This is a genomic window from Microbacterium sp. LWO13-1.2 (assembly GCF_038397725.1).
Taxonomy (GTDB): domain Bacteria; phylum Actinomycetota; class Actinomycetes; order Actinomycetales; family Microbacteriaceae; genus Microbacterium.
The window spans coordinates 3,254,861-3,268,521 of record NZ_CP151634.1 but is presented as its reverse complement, the minus strand read 5'-3'; the positions used below and the strand labels follow the sequence as shown (position 1 = coordinate 3,268,521).

At 66.7% G+C, this 13,661-nt stretch carries 13 protein-coding genes and 1 tRNA gene; 8 read left to right on the top strand and 6 right to left on the bottom strand.

Annotated features, from left to right (window positions below):
* Positions 1–128: 128 nt before the first annotated feature.
* A tRNA-Glu gene (locus MRBLWO13_RS15670) sits at positions 129–201 on the top strand.
* Between the two features lie 42 nt (positions 202–243).
* Here MRBLWO13_RS15670 and MRBLWO13_RS15665 read toward each other — a convergent pair.
* The 6 genes from MRBLWO13_RS15665 to MRBLWO13_RS15640 all read right to left on the bottom strand — a co-directional run bounded on the left by MRBLWO13_RS15665 (position 244) and on the right by MRBLWO13_RS15640 (position 5,923).
* A complete protein-coding gene (locus MRBLWO13_RS15665; protein WP_341975018.1) occupies positions 244–1,569 on the bottom strand; it encodes an acyltransferase in 1,326 nt (441 codons plus the stop codon).
* 43 nt (positions 1,570–1,612) lie between these two features.
* Entirely contained in the window at positions 1,613–2,881 is a 1,269-nt protein-coding gene (locus MRBLWO13_RS15660) for an MFS transporter (RefSeq protein ID WP_341975017.1), read from the bottom strand.
* Positions 2,881–3,429, bottom strand: a complete 549-nt coding sequence (locus MRBLWO13_RS15655) for a helix-turn-helix domain-containing protein (protein WP_341975016.1) — start codon at positions 3,427–3,429, stop codon at positions 2,881–2,883. The genes MRBLWO13_RS15660 and MRBLWO13_RS15655 overlap by 1 nt, the downstream gene beginning before the upstream one ends.
* A 117-nt stretch (positions 3,430–3,546) precedes the next feature.
* Complete coding sequence (locus MRBLWO13_RS15650; protein ID WP_341975015.1) at positions 3,547–4,644, bottom strand: DUF4349 domain-containing protein; 1,098 nt, start codon at positions 4,642–4,644, stop codon at positions 3,547–3,549.
* Positions 4,641–5,192 (bottom strand): sigma-70 family RNA polymerase sigma factor, encoded by a 552-nt coding sequence (locus tag MRBLWO13_RS15645; protein ID WP_341975014.1) that lies wholly within the window; start codon positions 5,190–5,192, stop codon positions 4,641–4,643. Before MRBLWO13_RS15645 ends, MRBLWO13_RS15650 begins: the two co-directional genes overlap by 4 nt.
* A gap of 77 nt (positions 5,193–5,269) precedes the next feature.
* Positions 5,270–5,923 (bottom strand): TIGR00645 family protein, encoded by a 654-nt coding sequence (locus tag MRBLWO13_RS15640; RefSeq protein WP_341975013.1) that lies wholly within the window; start codon positions 5,921–5,923, stop codon positions 5,270–5,272.
* A gap of 183 nt (positions 5,924–6,106) precedes the next feature.
* Here MRBLWO13_RS15640 and MRBLWO13_RS15635 point away from each other — a divergent pair, with 183 nt between their 5' ends.
* The 7 genes from MRBLWO13_RS15635 (at position 6,107) to MRBLWO13_RS15605 (ending at position 13,632) form a co-directional block, all read left to right on the top strand.
* A complete protein-coding gene (locus MRBLWO13_RS15635) occupies positions 6,107–7,111 on the top strand; it encodes a TerC/Alx family metal homeostasis membrane protein (protein ID WP_341975012.1) in 1,005 nt (334 codons plus the stop codon).
* Between the two features lie 162 nt (positions 7,112–7,273).
* Complete coding sequence (gene leuC / locus MRBLWO13_RS15630; protein ID WP_341975010.1) at positions 7,274–8,710, top strand: 3-isopropylmalate dehydratase large subunit; 1,437 nt, start codon at positions 7,274–7,276, stop codon at positions 8,708–8,710.
* A gap of 2 nt (positions 8,711–8,712) precedes the next feature.
* Positions 8,713–9,309: a 3-isopropylmalate dehydratase small subunit gene (leuD, locus tag MRBLWO13_RS15625; protein ID WP_341975009.1), complete on the top strand. Its 597-nt coding sequence runs from the start codon at positions 8,713–8,715 to the stop codon at positions 9,307–9,309.
* A gap of 77 nt (positions 9,310–9,386) precedes the next feature.
* Positions 9,387–10,754, top strand: coding sequence for a UDP-N-acetylglucosamine 1-carboxyvinyltransferase (murA, locus tag MRBLWO13_RS15620; RefSeq protein WP_341975008.1), 1,368 nt, complete (start codon positions 9,387–9,389; stop codon positions 10,752–10,754).
* A 5-nt stretch (positions 10,755–10,759) separates the two neighbouring features.
* Positions 10,760–11,515 (top strand): lysophospholipid acyltransferase family protein, encoded by a 756-nt coding sequence (locus tag MRBLWO13_RS15615; RefSeq protein WP_341975007.1) that lies wholly within the window; start codon positions 10,760–10,762, stop codon positions 11,513–11,515.
* Positions 11,505–12,638 carry an NAD(P)H-dependent glycerol-3-phosphate dehydrogenase gene (locus tag MRBLWO13_RS15610; protein ID WP_341975006.1) on the top strand — a complete coding sequence of 378 codons (1,134 nt, stop codon included), beginning with the start codon at positions 11,505–11,507 and terminating at the stop codon, positions 12,636–12,638. The genes MRBLWO13_RS15615 and MRBLWO13_RS15610 overlap by 11 nt, the downstream gene beginning before the upstream one ends.
* Positions 12,544–13,632 carry a D-alanine--D-alanine ligase family protein gene (locus tag MRBLWO13_RS15605; RefSeq protein ID WP_341975005.1) on the top strand — a complete coding sequence of 363 codons (1,089 nt, stop codon included), beginning with the start codon at positions 12,544–12,546 and terminating at the stop codon, positions 13,630–13,632. The genes MRBLWO13_RS15610 and MRBLWO13_RS15605 overlap by 95 nt, the downstream gene beginning before the upstream one ends.
* Positions 13,633–13,661 lie beyond the last annotated feature (29 nt).

The following is a 13,661-nucleotide window of genomic DNA, read 5'->3' as shown; positions in this document are numbered from 1 at the left end:
CCCGGGGCAAACCCGTTCCCGTCCGCGCCACGCCCGGGCATCCGGTCGGTGCCGCCACGATTTTGCGGAGGGAGAATCGGCATGGCATACTTGAACGGTTGTCGCGGCACGGAAACGTTCCGCCAGACGGCCCCATCGTATAGCGGCCTAGTACGCTGCCCTCTCACGGCGGTAACGCGGGTTCGAATCCCGCTGGGGTCACACAACACGAAAGCCCTCGGTTCGCCGAGGGCTTTCGTCATTTCAGGCCACCGTGCGAGTCCACCGAGAACCTGTCATCCGCAGCGCCACCCACGTCCCGACGAGGGCGACGGCTGCGAGCAGCAGATCGAGCCCATAGGCCGTGATCGCCAGCACCGGAACCACGAACAGCACGACAGCGACCACGGTCGTGGAAGGGGCGGAGAAGCGCGGGGTTCCGGACGCCGGGGCTTCCTCGAACCGCACCAGCCACAGCGAGAGCAACCATACGGCGCCCAGCACGACGACCAGGAACACCGGACGCGTCCACCACCAGGCGGGACTCCCCGGCGAGGGCATCGGAAGCGGCAGCAGCAGCTGAATGCCGGTGAGCACCATGATCATCGGCAGGTGCCAGAGGTAGATCGTCATCAGGCGGGAACCGAGCAGGAACACCACGGCCCGCGCGGGCCGGGTGCGCATGAGCGCGGTGAGTGGAGCGTGCAGGAGCGTGAGACCGGATGCCTGTACGACGGCGAGCACCGCCATCGTCGCGGTCGGCGGCCACTGATTGCCCAGCATGCTCCACGAGTAGCCGCCGATCGAAACCATCCCGAACAGCAGCGCATAGCCCGTGACCATCAGCAGGGCGAGCTGCCACCAGCGGCGCTTTGCGAACCAGCCGTCGAACAGGAAGAATCCGACCTGCTGAGCGAACAGCCACACGAAGACGACGTTGGGGACCCCGACGAGCTCGTCGCCGAATCCATAGCCCGCCGACGGAACCGGGCCGACGCCGAGCACGCCCATCACGAGGACATATCGGATGGCGTCCACCAGGACCGCCGCGATGATCAAGGCGAGCGGGACCCATCCGCGGTAGCGCTCGTGCAGGCGCATCATGGTCGGCGAGAGCGCCTGCACGATCATGTACGCGGCCAGGAACCACAGGGGAGAGCCCACGCCGATCGCGATCGTGTCGACGAGCGCCGGGTCGAGGTCGATGATCCGCGTGGCGGCGAGCACCAGTGTGAAGAACGCGAACAGGGGGAGTGCCGGTCGCGCGAGGCGCGCCAGACGAATCCGGATGAACCGGTCGGCGGTCTCCCCGCGGGCGACGGCGGAGCGCCAGCCGGCCCGCGCAGCGTATCCGCCGACAACGAAGAACAGCGGCATGATGTTCGCGATCCAGGACGCCGGCGTGAACCAGGCCTGGAGCTCGACGGTGCGCTCGATGAGGAGAGATCCATCCGGGCGGTGGCCGACGCCGGTGAACAGGATGTGCACGAACACGACGAGCGCCACGCACGCGACCCGGGTGAGATCGAGCGTCAGATCTCGCCCGGCGGGCACGGTGCGAACCTTCGAATCAGTGGCGGCGCTGCTCATGCCGATGACTCTAGCGGGGTGTGATCGGGTCGTTCGAGGGGGCTCAGCGGGTTTCCGCGGTCTCGCGCGGAGCGACTGGCGGCTGACGGAGGGACAGCTCGCGGAACGTCCGGTTGCGCAGCGGAACGATCATGATCGCCGCCATGGCTGCTCCGTAGAGCGCGAACGGAACCCACAGCGCCGTCGCCGTTGCGAGCGCGCCGAAGCAGGCCATCGCGAGCGGCATCAGGCAGTCGTCTCCGAGCCGCGTGATCGACCCCATCCGTCCGAGGTAGGCGGTGTCGACGGTGGCCGCGAAGGTCGAACTCAGCAGCACGGATGCGTAGCCCGCGGTCGCGCCGATGAGGAATGAGGAGGCGGCGACGCTCCAGAGCGGCCCGAGACCCAGCGCCACGATGCCGGCGCCCTGAACGACAAGCGCCCAGAATCCGGCGTAGGCCTCGCGCCGGGGTCGCCACCGGGCGACGGAGACAGCGCCGAGTGCCGCGCCGAGGCCGAGGAGCGCTTCGAACAGCCCGAGTGCCTGCGCGCCCCAATCCTGGTCGTGTGCCCGCAATGCCAGACCGATTCCGACTGCCGGGCCCACGGCGAGATTCAGACCGGACAGGGCGATGACGAGCGTTCGGGTCGTCGGTGCTTCACGCAGATGGGCGAAGCCGCGGGCGATGCCGCGCAGCGCCGACTCCCGGTCGGCGCGCGCGAGTGCGAACCGAGGCCGCAGCCAGATTGCGATGAACGCGACCACCAGAGTGAACGTCAGGGCGTTCACGGAGGCACTGCCACTGAGTCCGACATGCGCGACCAGGACGCCGCCGATCGCCGCACCGGCCATACTGCCGAGTCGCGATGCGGTCTGCGAGACGGCGCTGTACGAGGGCAGGTCGGAAGGGCGCACCAGTTGCCGGGCGATCGTGCCCGCGGACGGTTCGTAGAATGCGTCGCAGACCCCGAACGCGATCGCCGCGAACAGCAGGACGGCGACGGACGGCGGTGTGGCGAGTACCCACAGCGCGACCGTCACCAGCACGACCACGCGGAGAGCGTTGAACAGCATCATGACGCGCCTCGCATCCGCCCGATCGGCGATGACTCCACCGAAGAGCAGGATCACCGCGCGTGGCACCGTTCCGGCAGCGATGATGAGACCGGCGACAGCGGGGGAGGCGATCTGCACGGCCGTCCAGGCGAGCGCGATCGTCCAGAGAGCGTCGCCGGCGTCGGAGAGCGCCTTCACGCCGATCCAGGCGTGCACCGCGATGTCGCGACGAAACACCGGTGGTTCGCGCAGCTGAAGTGGTTCGGTGGCGGTCATCACGGCTCCGTCGGGAAGGCGTGGGCGAAGAAGAAGACGGGCGTTCGCTCGCGACCGTCGGCCCTGTCGATCGATGTGCGCCAGTCGGCGAGGGTGCGGCCCAGCCGCTCGGAGAGATCCTGCAGCTCGGCGGGGGTCGCCCACCCGAGTGTCTCGATGTTGAAACCGTCGTAGTCCGGCAGCTCACGCGCGCGATGGCGTCGGCGCCAGCGCTGCAGTCGATCGATCTGCCCGCGGATGCCGTTCCGCTCGGCCTCGCGCGCAAGCAGCGCATCCGCCGGTGCGTCGGCGTAATCATCGGCCGACCAGGTGAAGCTGTGCCGGGACAGCACCCACCAACTGGTCCGACGGTCACCGTCGGGGTCTTCCGCGCGTTCGACCACGCCCGCCCGCTCGAGCATCCGCAGATGGTGGCTGATGCTGCCGACCTGGCTGTCGAGCGCGCGCGAGATCGCCGTCACCTGAGACGTCCCGTAGAGCAGCAGGTAATCGAAGATGCGGCGTCGGAGCGGGTGGTGCACGGCGGTGATCACGGAGATGTCTTCCACGTCGACAACGCTATGCACGGACGATCAAGAGCACAAGACTTCTTGTATACCCTGGAAAATCAATGAAAGGTCGCTCCCGAGATGAACTCGGGAGCGACTTTTCGTCAGTGTTCCGTCTCAGCTCTCATCGGAGGCGGTCGCCGCCGCCCTGCGATGACGGCGAGCCCTTCGGATCAGCCAGATCACGAGCACGATGATGCCGACGACGCCCAGCCAGGGGAGGACGAATCCGAGCGCGATCACCAGGGCATTGAGCGACACGACGAGGCCGTTCCAGCCGGCGAGCAGTCCATCGCCGAAACCGGCGGGGTCCGCCGTCGTCGGCGCCGCGGTCTCCGTGAGTTGCACCTGCAGCGTCGACATGGCGACCTGGTCCTCCAGAGCAGCGAGCTGCTGTTCGTACGACTCCAGCTGGGCCTGACGGTCGGTCAGGGCGACCTCTGCCTCGATGAGCTCAGAGACACTGCCCGACTGCGACATCAGCTCGGTCAGGCGCACCACCGATGCCCGCGTGGCCTCCACCCGTGCCCGCAGATCGATGGCTGTCGACGTCACGTCCTGCTTGGAGATCGACGTGGAGAGCACTTCTCCGGAGTTCTTGAGAGCCTCGATCACGGCGGTGAGGTCGGCAGACGGAACGCGGATGCTGATCCATCCGTATCCGGCGTTCGGGGGAGCGGGCATCGACGTGTCGACGGTCGCGAGCGACTTGCCGATGTCGGTGCTCTCCACGTATCCGCCGTGCTCCTCGGCGAGAGCGGAGATCGCTGCCGCCGCTTTCGCGATGTCCTTCACCTGGACGGTGGCGTTCGCGTTGGCGATGATCTCGCGGGCGGATGCTTCGTCCGCCGCCAGCGGGACCATCTCGGTTGCTCCGCCTGAGCTGTCGGCGTCGGACTTGGGCGCGCTTTCGGCGGAAAGGTCCTGTGCGCCGCTGTCGTACTCCGTCCCGGTGCTCCAGCCGTCAGCGGTACTCGTGGCTCCTCCGGAGCCGACGATGCCGAGGATCGGGGGCGTGACGAGCACGCCGACCACGAACGCCGCGGCGATTCCGCCGCCGGTGAGCCAGCGTCGGCGTCGGGTACGGGCACGGTCGACAGACGGGCGCGCCGACGGCCGCTGTGCTGCGATCTCCGTGAAAACCGCGTTCTCGATGCGGTCGATGGTCGCATCCGACAGCGGCGGCAGTGTCTCGGTGGTGTTCTGGTCGTTCATGCGTCTCTCGCTTCCTTCACGGCGCCGCGCAACTGAGTGCGCACTCGGGAGAGACGGTTCCGAACGACCGCATGACTGACCCCCAGCTCTTCGGCGGCCGCCTGATAGGCGTATCCCTCCGAAGCGCACAGCCGGAAGATCTCCTGGTCGAGTTCGCTCAGCGAACCGACCTCCTCGGCGATCCGTGCGGCGAGTGCGGCGGTGATGACCTGCTCCTCGACGCTGACCGTGTCCGGCAGCGTCTCATCAGCGGCATCCGTGGTGTGCGCCTGGTCGCGACGGCGCTGCCGAAGACGATTCGCTGCCTGGAATCGGCAGATGGTCGCCAGCCACGGGAGGATCGATTCCCCCTGCAACTCGAAGTCGGGCAGCTTGCGCCATGCGACCACGAAGGTCTCCTGGGTGACGTCCTCGGCATCGGCGGGCGAGCCGAGGATGCCGTGGGCGATCCAGTAGACCGGACGCACGTGGGCTCGGTACAGCTCTCGGAAGGCGCTCTCGTCACCCGCCGCGGCCTGTGCCGCCCATCTCTGATCAGTCGTCTGCACGGGGCATCCTGTTCCGTTCGGTGTCTCTCACCCTGAAAGTGTCGACGGATGCCCCATCGTCTCAGAAGACGTCCGGATCAGTGCGCCGGCTGCGCGTGCGCCTTGGCCAGCGTCTGCTGGGACATCCGGTCGATCCACGCGAGGGCGATGGCAGAGAGGATGAACACCATGTGGATGACGACCTGCCAGAGCACGCCGGTGGGGGTATAGCTGCCGAGGCCATCCACCTCGGAGGAGGAGACACCGTCCGCATCCATGTTGCCGACGGCGATGAAGGTCTTCAGCAGGTGGATCGAGGAGATGCCGATGATCGCCATCGCAAGCTTCACCTTGAGCACGTTGGCGTTCACGTGCGAGAGCCACTCCGGCTGATCGGGGTGTCCTTCGGTGTTGATGCGCGACACGAAGGTCTCGTAGCCGCCGATGATGACCATGATGAGCAGGTTCGCGATCATCACCACGTCGATGAGTCCGAGGACCGCCAGCATGATCGTTGCTTCGTTGATGTGGGTGATGTCGCTGAAGACATCCTCTGCGATCAGGTGCCAGAGCTCGACCATGAAGACGATGACGTAGACGATCTGGGCGACGATCAGTCCGAGGTAGAGGGGAGCCTGCAACCAGCGGCTGACGAAGATGAGAGAGCCGATGGCGCGGGCCCATGAATTCTGGGCCGGGGTCTCGAGGGGAGCGATGCCGTGTTCGACGTGTTCATGCGAAGTCTGTGTCACGACGACCATTTCATCATGTTCGGGATGCTCCGGTAGCATTGTCGTGCGAGAGGGAGTATCCCATTTCCGCGCGCATCGTCATCACGAGCATCATCTTCGCTGCTCCGGGCGCGCGACGCACTCTGTGCGGGGGAGAGACTTTCGGCTCATTTCCGACCCTCCCTCGAAAGGTGCAGTGCGCCCTTGGAAATTCCTGTCTGGTTCGAAATCACCTCGATGGTCGTGCTCACGATCATCCTGATCGCCGATCTTCTGCTCGTCCGGCTCCGCCCGCACATCCCCTCCACCAAGGAGTCGACGCTGTGGGTCCTCTTCTATGTCAGCCTTGCGCTGATCTTCGCCGTGCTCCTCGGCAACGTCGGCGGGTGGAAGAACGCAGGAGACTTCATCACCGGTTGGGCGCTGGAGTACAGCCTCTCCATCGACAATCTCTTCGTCTTCGTGCTGATCATGGCGCAGTTCGCCGTGCCTCGCCGCCTGCAGCAGCAGGTGCTGATGGTCGGCATCATCATCGCGCTCGTGCTGCGCGGCGCCTTCATCCTCGTCGGCGTCGCCATCATCGAGCACTTCTCGCCGATCTTCTACATCTTCGGTGCGTTCCTCATCTGGACGGCGATCCGCCAGGCAATGCCAGAGGGCGATCATGAGGGCGAGGTGCAGCGCGAGAACTTCATCGTCCGGCTGCTGCGCCGTCGCATCGACATCAGCGAGGAGTACGACGGCTCGAAGCTGCGCACGACGGTCGACGGCAAGCGCATGTTCACCCCGATGGTCATCGTGTTCATCACCATCGGCGTGACGGATCTCATCTTCGCGATCGACTCGATCCCGGCCATCTTCGAGATCACGACCAACGGCTTCCTCGTCTTCGCGGCCAACATCTTCGCGCTGATGGGGCTCCGTCAGCTCTACTTCCTGCTGGGCGACCTGCTGGATCGCCTCAAGTACCTGCACTACGGCATCGCGGTCATCCTCGGCTTCATCGGCGTCAAGCTGATCCTGCACGCCCTGCACGAGAACGAACTGCCGTTCATCAACGGCGGGCAGCACGTCGAGTGGGTGCCGGACATCGACAACATGGTCTCGCTCGGCGTGATCCTGGCGTCCATGACGGTGGCGACGATCGCCAGCCTCATCTCGTCCTCTCGCGAGAAGCGCGCCGAGAACAAGGCGTCGATCGTCGAGTAACAGCGTTCACGAAGGGACGGACCACCCGTCGCAGCGGTGTAAACTGACCGCATGCGGCGGGTGGTTCTCCTTCTTAGCGGCCGCGACGAGACCTCGATCTAGGCCTCTCTCGTCGCGGAGTTCAGCGTGGGCCGAACCTCGATCCCAGGAGACAGCGACATCATGACCACCGACGCCACCGAGACTTTCCACGGTCCGCGCACGCTTGCCGAGAAGGTCTGGGACGACCATCTCGTCGTCAAGGGCGAGAACGGCGAGCCCGATCTCATCTACATCGACCTGCACCTCGTGCACGAGGTCACCAGCCCGCAGGCGTTCGATGGTCTGCGCTCTGAGGGACGCCCGCTGCGCCGACTCGACCTCACGATCGCCACTGAAGACCACAACACCCCGACGTGGGACATCGACAAGCCCATCGCAGACCTCACCAGCCGCACGCAGATCGAGACGCTGCGTCGCAACGCGGCGGAGTTCGGTGTGCGTCTGCACTCGCTGGGCGACGCCGAGCAGGGCATCGTGCACGTCGTCGGCCCGCAGCTGGGGCTGACGATGCCGGGTATCACCGTCGTCTGCGGCGACTCGCACACCTCGACCCACGGCGCCTTCGGCGCGATGGCCTTCGGGATCGGCACCAGTGAGGTCGAGCACGTGATGGCGACGCAGACGCTGCCGTTGAAGCCGTTCAAGACGATGGCGATCAACGTCGACGGGACGCTGCGCGCCGGCGTCACCGCGAAGGACATCATCCTCGCCGTGATCGCGAAGATCGGCACCGGCGGGGGACAGGGCTTCGTCCTGGAGTTCCGCGGGAGCGCCATCCGGGCGCTCTCGATGGAAGGACGGATGACGATCTGCAACATGTCGATCGAGGCGGGTGCGCGCGCAGGGATGGTCGCCCCGGACGAGACGACATTCGCGTATCTGGAAGGCCGGCAGCACGCGCCCAAAGGTCAGGACTGGGAGGACGCGGTCGCCTACTGGCGGACGCTCCCGACCGATGACGGTGCCGTCTTCGATGCCGAGGTGTTCATCGACGCCGATGAACTCGAGCCGTTCGTGACCTGGGGCACCAACCCGGGGCAGGGCAGCTCGCTGTCGGCATCCGTGCCGAACCCGGCCGACATCGCCGACCCGAACGAGCGGGCGGCCGCACAGCGGGCGCTCGAGTACATGGCGTTGACCCCGGGAACCCCGCTCAAGGAAGTGCCGGTGGATGCCGTGTTCATGGGCTCCTGCACCAACAGCCGGATCGAGGACCTGCGCGCCTTCGCGTCCGTCATCCAGGGCAAGAAGAAGGCCGACGGCGTGCGCGTGATGGTCGTGCCCGGTTCGGCGCGTGTGCGCCTGGAGGCCGAGGCCGAGGGGCTCGACAAGATCATCACCGACTTCGGTGCGGAGTGGCGCTTCGCCGGGTGCTCGATGTGCCTGGGGATGAATCCGGATCAGCTGGCGCCGGGCGAGCGGTGCGCGTCTACGTCGAACCGCAACTTCGAGGGCCGGCAGGGCAAGGGCGGTCGCACGCACCTGGTGTCGCCGCTCGTCGCCGCAGCCACCGCGATCCGCGGAACCCTGTCCAGCCCGAGCGATCTGGAGGCCTGATCATGGAGAAGTTCACCACCCACACCGGCATCGCCGCACCTCTGAAGCGGTCTAACGTCGACACCGACCAGATCATCCCCGCCGTCTTCCTGAAGCGCGTCACCAAGACGGGGTTCGAGGACGCCCTCTTCCATGCGTGGCGGCAGGATCCGGACTTCGTGCTCAACCAGGAGCCGTTCCAGGGTGCCTCGGTGCTCGTCGCCGGTTCCGACTTCGGCACCGGTTCCAGCCGCGAGCACGCCGTCTGGGCGCTGCGCGACTTCGGGTTCCAGGTCGTGCTCAGCCCGCGCTTCGCCGACATCTTCCGCGGGAACTCGGGCAAGCAGGGGCTCCTCGCAGCGACGATCTCCGAGGAGGATCTCGAGCGGATCTGGGCGGAGATCGACGCGAACCCGGGTGCGCAGATCACCGTGGACCTGCAGGCACGCACGGCGACGATCGGTGGCATCCAGGCCGACATCGGGATCGACGATTACACTAGGTGGCGGCTCCTCGAAGGGCTCGATGACATCGGGCTCACGCTGCGCAACGAAGACAAGATCGCGCAGTTCGAGGCCCGTCGCGAGTCGTGGCGGCCACGTACCCTCCCCGTGCAGTGACACGGACCGGGTCGTGAGTCAGGGGCAGACCGCCCCGCGGCGACCGCCGCAATCCGTGGAATGAAGTGAGGCTCCGAATGACGACACCCGTGCGCGATGCTCTTCCGGATGGAGTTCCTGCTCTCACCGGAGACGTCCTCAGCATTCGAGGAGGACGCCCGCTGCGCGGCCGCGTCGATGTCAAGGGCGCCAAGAACCTGGCGACGAAGGCGATGGTCGCGTCTCTCCTCGGAGAGACGGTCAGCGTGCTGCGCGACGTCCCGGCCATCAGTGACGTCGCGGTCGTGCGCTCGCTGCTCGAGGTGCACGGCGTCCGAGTGAGCGAGGGCGACGAGCCCGGTGCTCTCGTCTTCGACCCGAGCGACGTGGAGTCCGCCCACTTCGAGGAGATCGACGCGCACGCAGGTGCATCGCGGATCCCGATCCTGTTCTGCGGTCCACTCCTGCATCGCCTCGGACAGGCGTTCATCCCGGACCTCGGCGGCTGCCGCATCGGCGACCGGCCGATCGACTTCCACCTGGATGCGCTCCGCAAGTTCGGCGCGATCGTCGAGAAGCTGCCCAGCGGCATCCGCCTTTCGCGTCCGAACGCGCGACTGCACGGCGCGAACATCCACCTCCCGTACCCGAGTGTCGGCGCCACCGAGCAGGTGCTGCTGACCGCCGTGCGCGCAGAGGGCGTCACCGAGCTTCGCAACGCGGCCATCGAGCCCGAGATCATGGATCTCATCGCCGTCCTGCAGAAGATGGGCGCGATCATCTCCTACGAGCCCAACCGGGTCATCGTGATCGAGGGAGTCGAGAAGCTCCGCGGCTACGATCACCGTTCGATCTTCGACCGCAACGAAGCCGCGTCCTGGGCATCCGCTGCGCTCGCGACCGACGGCGAGATCTTCGTCGGCGGCGCCAAGCAGCAGGAGATGCTGACGTTCCTGAACGTGTTCCGCAAGGCGGGCGGCTGGTTCGACATCCAGGAGGACGGCATCCTGTTCCGCCGCGACGGCGAACTGCACCCTGTGGTCATCGAGACCGACGTGCACCCTGGCTTCATGACCGACTGGCAGCAGCCGCTGGTGGTCGCGCTGACCCAGGCGCGCGGCCGCTCCGTCGTGCACGAGACCGTCTATGAGAACCGGCTGGGCTTCACCGACGCGCTGGTCAAGATGGGGGCCGACATCGTCGTGCACCCGCGCGGACTCCAGGACGGCCCTCGTCGAGTGCCGCGCCGCGACCTGGAACAGGCGGCCGTGATCACCGGTCCGACGCCGTTGCATGGCGCCGACATCGTGGTTCCGGACCTCCGTGGCGGCTACAGCCACGTCATCGCCGCGCTGACCGCACAGGGCGAGTCCCAGGTCTCCGGCGTCGACATCCTCAGCCGTGGCTACGAGAAGTTCCTCGCCAAGCTCGACGCCGTCGGCGCCGACTTCGACGTCATCCGGTGACCCCGATGGGTTCTTCGTCGCCCGAGAAGAGCCGGCCCAGCCTGTTCTGGCCGCTTGCGGCGCTCGTGATCCCGGCGGTCTCGCTGCTCGCGAAGATCCACGTCACCGGGCGCGAGAAGCTGCCTCGCGACGGTGCCTTCGTACTCGCGCCCAACCACTACTCGGAGTTCGATCCGCTGATCGTCGCTGTCGCCGTCTGGCGGCTGGGGCGAGCGCCGCGATTCATGGCCAAGGACAGTCTGTTCCGCGTCCCGGTGCTCGGGTGGTTGCTGCGCAAGACCGGGATGATCCCTGTCGCCCGGACCTCGTCCGCGTCCGCGGCGAAACAGACCATGAGACAGTCGAAAGAGCTCGTCGAGCACGGCAGGGGGGTCATCGTGTACCCCGAGGGCACGCTCACGCGTGACCCCGAGCTGTGGCCGATGCGGGGCAAGTCCGGCGCAGTGCGTCTCGCTCTCGCCGGTGACATCCCGTTGATCCCGATGGCGCAGTGGGGCACCCAGGAGATCATGGGGCGCTACCAGAAGAAGCTCAGCATCTGGCCGCCGCGCAAGCCGGTGCAGGTGATCATCGGAGATCCTGTCGACCTCTCGGATCTGAAGGGCCGGGGGAGCGAACAGGCCGTGCTCAACGAGGCGACCACACGCCTGATGAACGCGATCACCGTTCTTCTCGAGGAGCTTCGCGACGCGAAAGCGCCGGCAGAGCGCTGGAATCCGGCGACGCACGGCCAGAAGGAGACCGGTCGCCTTGAACCCTAAGAGAACTCTCCCCACCGGTCCCAAGGTCGCTGTGGTGGGTGCCGGCAGCTGGGGCACCACCTTCGGCAAGATCCTCGCCGACGGCGGAGCGCAGGTGACCATGTGGGCCCGCCGGGCCGAGCTCGCGCACGAGATCGACGAGGCGAAGCGGAACTCCCGCTACCTGCCGGGCATCAATCTCCCGCGATCGATGGCGGCGACGCACGAGCTCGCCCTGGCACTCCAGGGCGTCGAGCAGGTGTACCTTTCGGTTCCCAGCCAATCCCTGCGTGAGAACCTCAAGGCGCTGCGCCCGCTCCTCGCGGACTCCGACGCCAAGATCGTCAGCCTGATGAAGGGCGTCGAACGAGGCACCGGGCTTCGGATGAGCCAGGTCATCGAGCAGGAGATGCAGTGCGACCCCGATCGCATCGCCGTGGCATCCGGGCCGAACCTCGCGCTGGAGATCGCGAAGGAGCAGCCGACCGCTGCGGTGATCTCCTCGCGCAGTCGGGAGACCGCCGAGACGATCGCCCGCGCCGCGCGCAACAGCTACTTCCGGACCTTCGTGAACACGGATGTCATCGGCACCGAGTTCGGCGGTGTGCTGAAGAACCTCATCGCCGTCGCGATCGGCATCGTCGACGGCGTCGGATACGGCGAGAACACGAAGGCCTCGATCATCACCCGCGGACTCGTGGAGATGACGGACTTCGCCGTCGCCAACGGCGCGCATCCGGAGACGCTGCAGGGTCTGGCCGGACTCGGCGACCTCATCGCCACCTGCCAGTCGCCGCTGAGCCGCAACAACACGGCCGGGCGCCTGCTCGGCCAGGGATACAGCTTCCAGGACGTCGTCAAGCAGATGCAGCAGACTGCGGAGGGGCTCGCGTCGGTCGCCCCCATTCTGCAGCTCGCACGCGAGTCCGAGGTGGACATGCCCATTGTCGAACAGGTGAAGATGGTGCTCGACGGGAAGATGAACCCCCGCGACATCGCACCGCACCTGACGACGGACGACGACACCCCGCAGGGTGAGAGGACCAACCATGGACAAGCAGACGGTGGTGGTGCTCTTCGGAGGGCGCTCCAGCGAGCATTCGATCAGTTCCGCAACGGCGGGCGGGGTACTGGGCGCGATTGATCGCGATCGCTATCGGGTGATCCCGGTGGGGATCACCCGCGACGGCGCTTTCGTGCTCGAAGAGGATCGTCCGGAGAAGTTCCCATTGGAGGCGGAGCACCTGCCTGAGGTCGTCGACAACGGCACCCGGATGCTGTGGCCCGAACCCGGCGGCGAACGCACGCTGCGCGTCGTGCACCCCGACGGCGTGACCGAGGGGCTCGGCGAAGTCGACATCGTGCTGCCGCTTCTGCATGGCCTGCACGGCGAGGACGGTGCGATCCAGGGCTTCTTCGAGGTCATCGACATGCCCTACGCCGGCTGCGGTATCCTGGATTCCGCCATCTCCCTCGACAAGCACTTCACCAAGCTCGCACTGAGCTCCGCCGGTATCGCGGTGTCGCCAGGGATCACCGTGCGTCGTGCGCAGTGGCGGGCCGATCCGTCGGCTGTGCGCGCGCAGATCGCAGCGCTCGGTCCCGTGGTGTTCGTCAAACCGGCCGGTGCCGGCTCGAGCGTCGGCGTGTCGCGGGTCGATGACGGAGAAGGGCTGGATGCCGCTCTCGAGATCGCCTTCGCCGAGGACGAGAAGGTCCTCGTCGAGTCGCGGGTCGAGGGGCGCGAGATCGAGGTCGGTGTGCTCGCCGGTCGTGGCGGGCAGGGGCCGCGAGCATCGCTGCCTGGCGAAGTCGTGCTGACGTCGCGCAGTTTCTACGACTTCGAGGGCAAGTACCTCGGCGGTGACGGCGTCGAGATCGTCTGCCCTGCCGATGTCGACGACGAGTTGATCGAGCGTCTGCGTGAGACGGCGGTGCGTGTCTTCGAGGCCGTGGACGGCAAGGGCCTCGCCCGCGTCGATTTCTTCGTCACGGCCTCCGGCGAGCTCATCGTCAACGAGCTGAACACGATGCCGGGGTTCACTCCGATCTCGATGTTCCCGAAGTGCTGGATCGCGTCCGGCCTCGGTTACGGCGAGCTCATCACCGAGCTCATCGAATCGGGTCTGGACCGCTGAGGTTTCGAGTGCGGCGGTCCGTCTCCGCT

Excerpts from the sequence above, each read along its gene's own strand:
- MRBLWO13_RS15665 (WP_341975018.1), bottom strand. The coding sequence starts at position 1,569 with ATGAGCAGCGCCGCCACTGATTCGAAGGTTCGCACCGTGCCCGCCGGG.
- MRBLWO13_RS15660 (WP_341975017.1), bottom strand. The coding sequence starts at position 2,881 with ATGACCGCCACCGAACCACTTCAGCTGCGCGAACCACCGGTGTTTCGT.
- MRBLWO13_RS15650 (WP_341975015.1), bottom strand. The coding sequence starts at position 4,644 with ATGAACGACCAGAACACCACCGAGACACTGCCGCCGCTGTCGGATGCG.
- leuC (WP_341975010.1), top strand. The coding sequence starts at position 7,274 with ATGACCACCGACGCCACCGAGACTTTCCACGGTCCGCGCACGCTTGCC.
- leuD (WP_341975009.1), top strand. The coding sequence starts at position 8,713 with ATGGAGAAGTTCACCACCCACACCGGCATCGCCGCACCTCTGAAGCGG.
- murA (WP_341975008.1), top strand. The coding sequence starts at position 9,387 with ATGACGACACCCGTGCGCGATGCTCTTCCGGATGGAGTTCCTGCTCTC.
- MRBLWO13_RS15615 (WP_341975007.1), top strand. The coding sequence starts at position 10,760 with ATGGGTTCTTCGTCGCCCGAGAAGAGCCGGCCCAGCCTGTTCTGGCCG.
- MRBLWO13_RS15605 (WP_341975005.1), top strand. The coding sequence starts at position 12,544 with ATGGACAAGCAGACGGTGGTGGTGCTCTTCGGAGGGCGCTCCAGCGAG.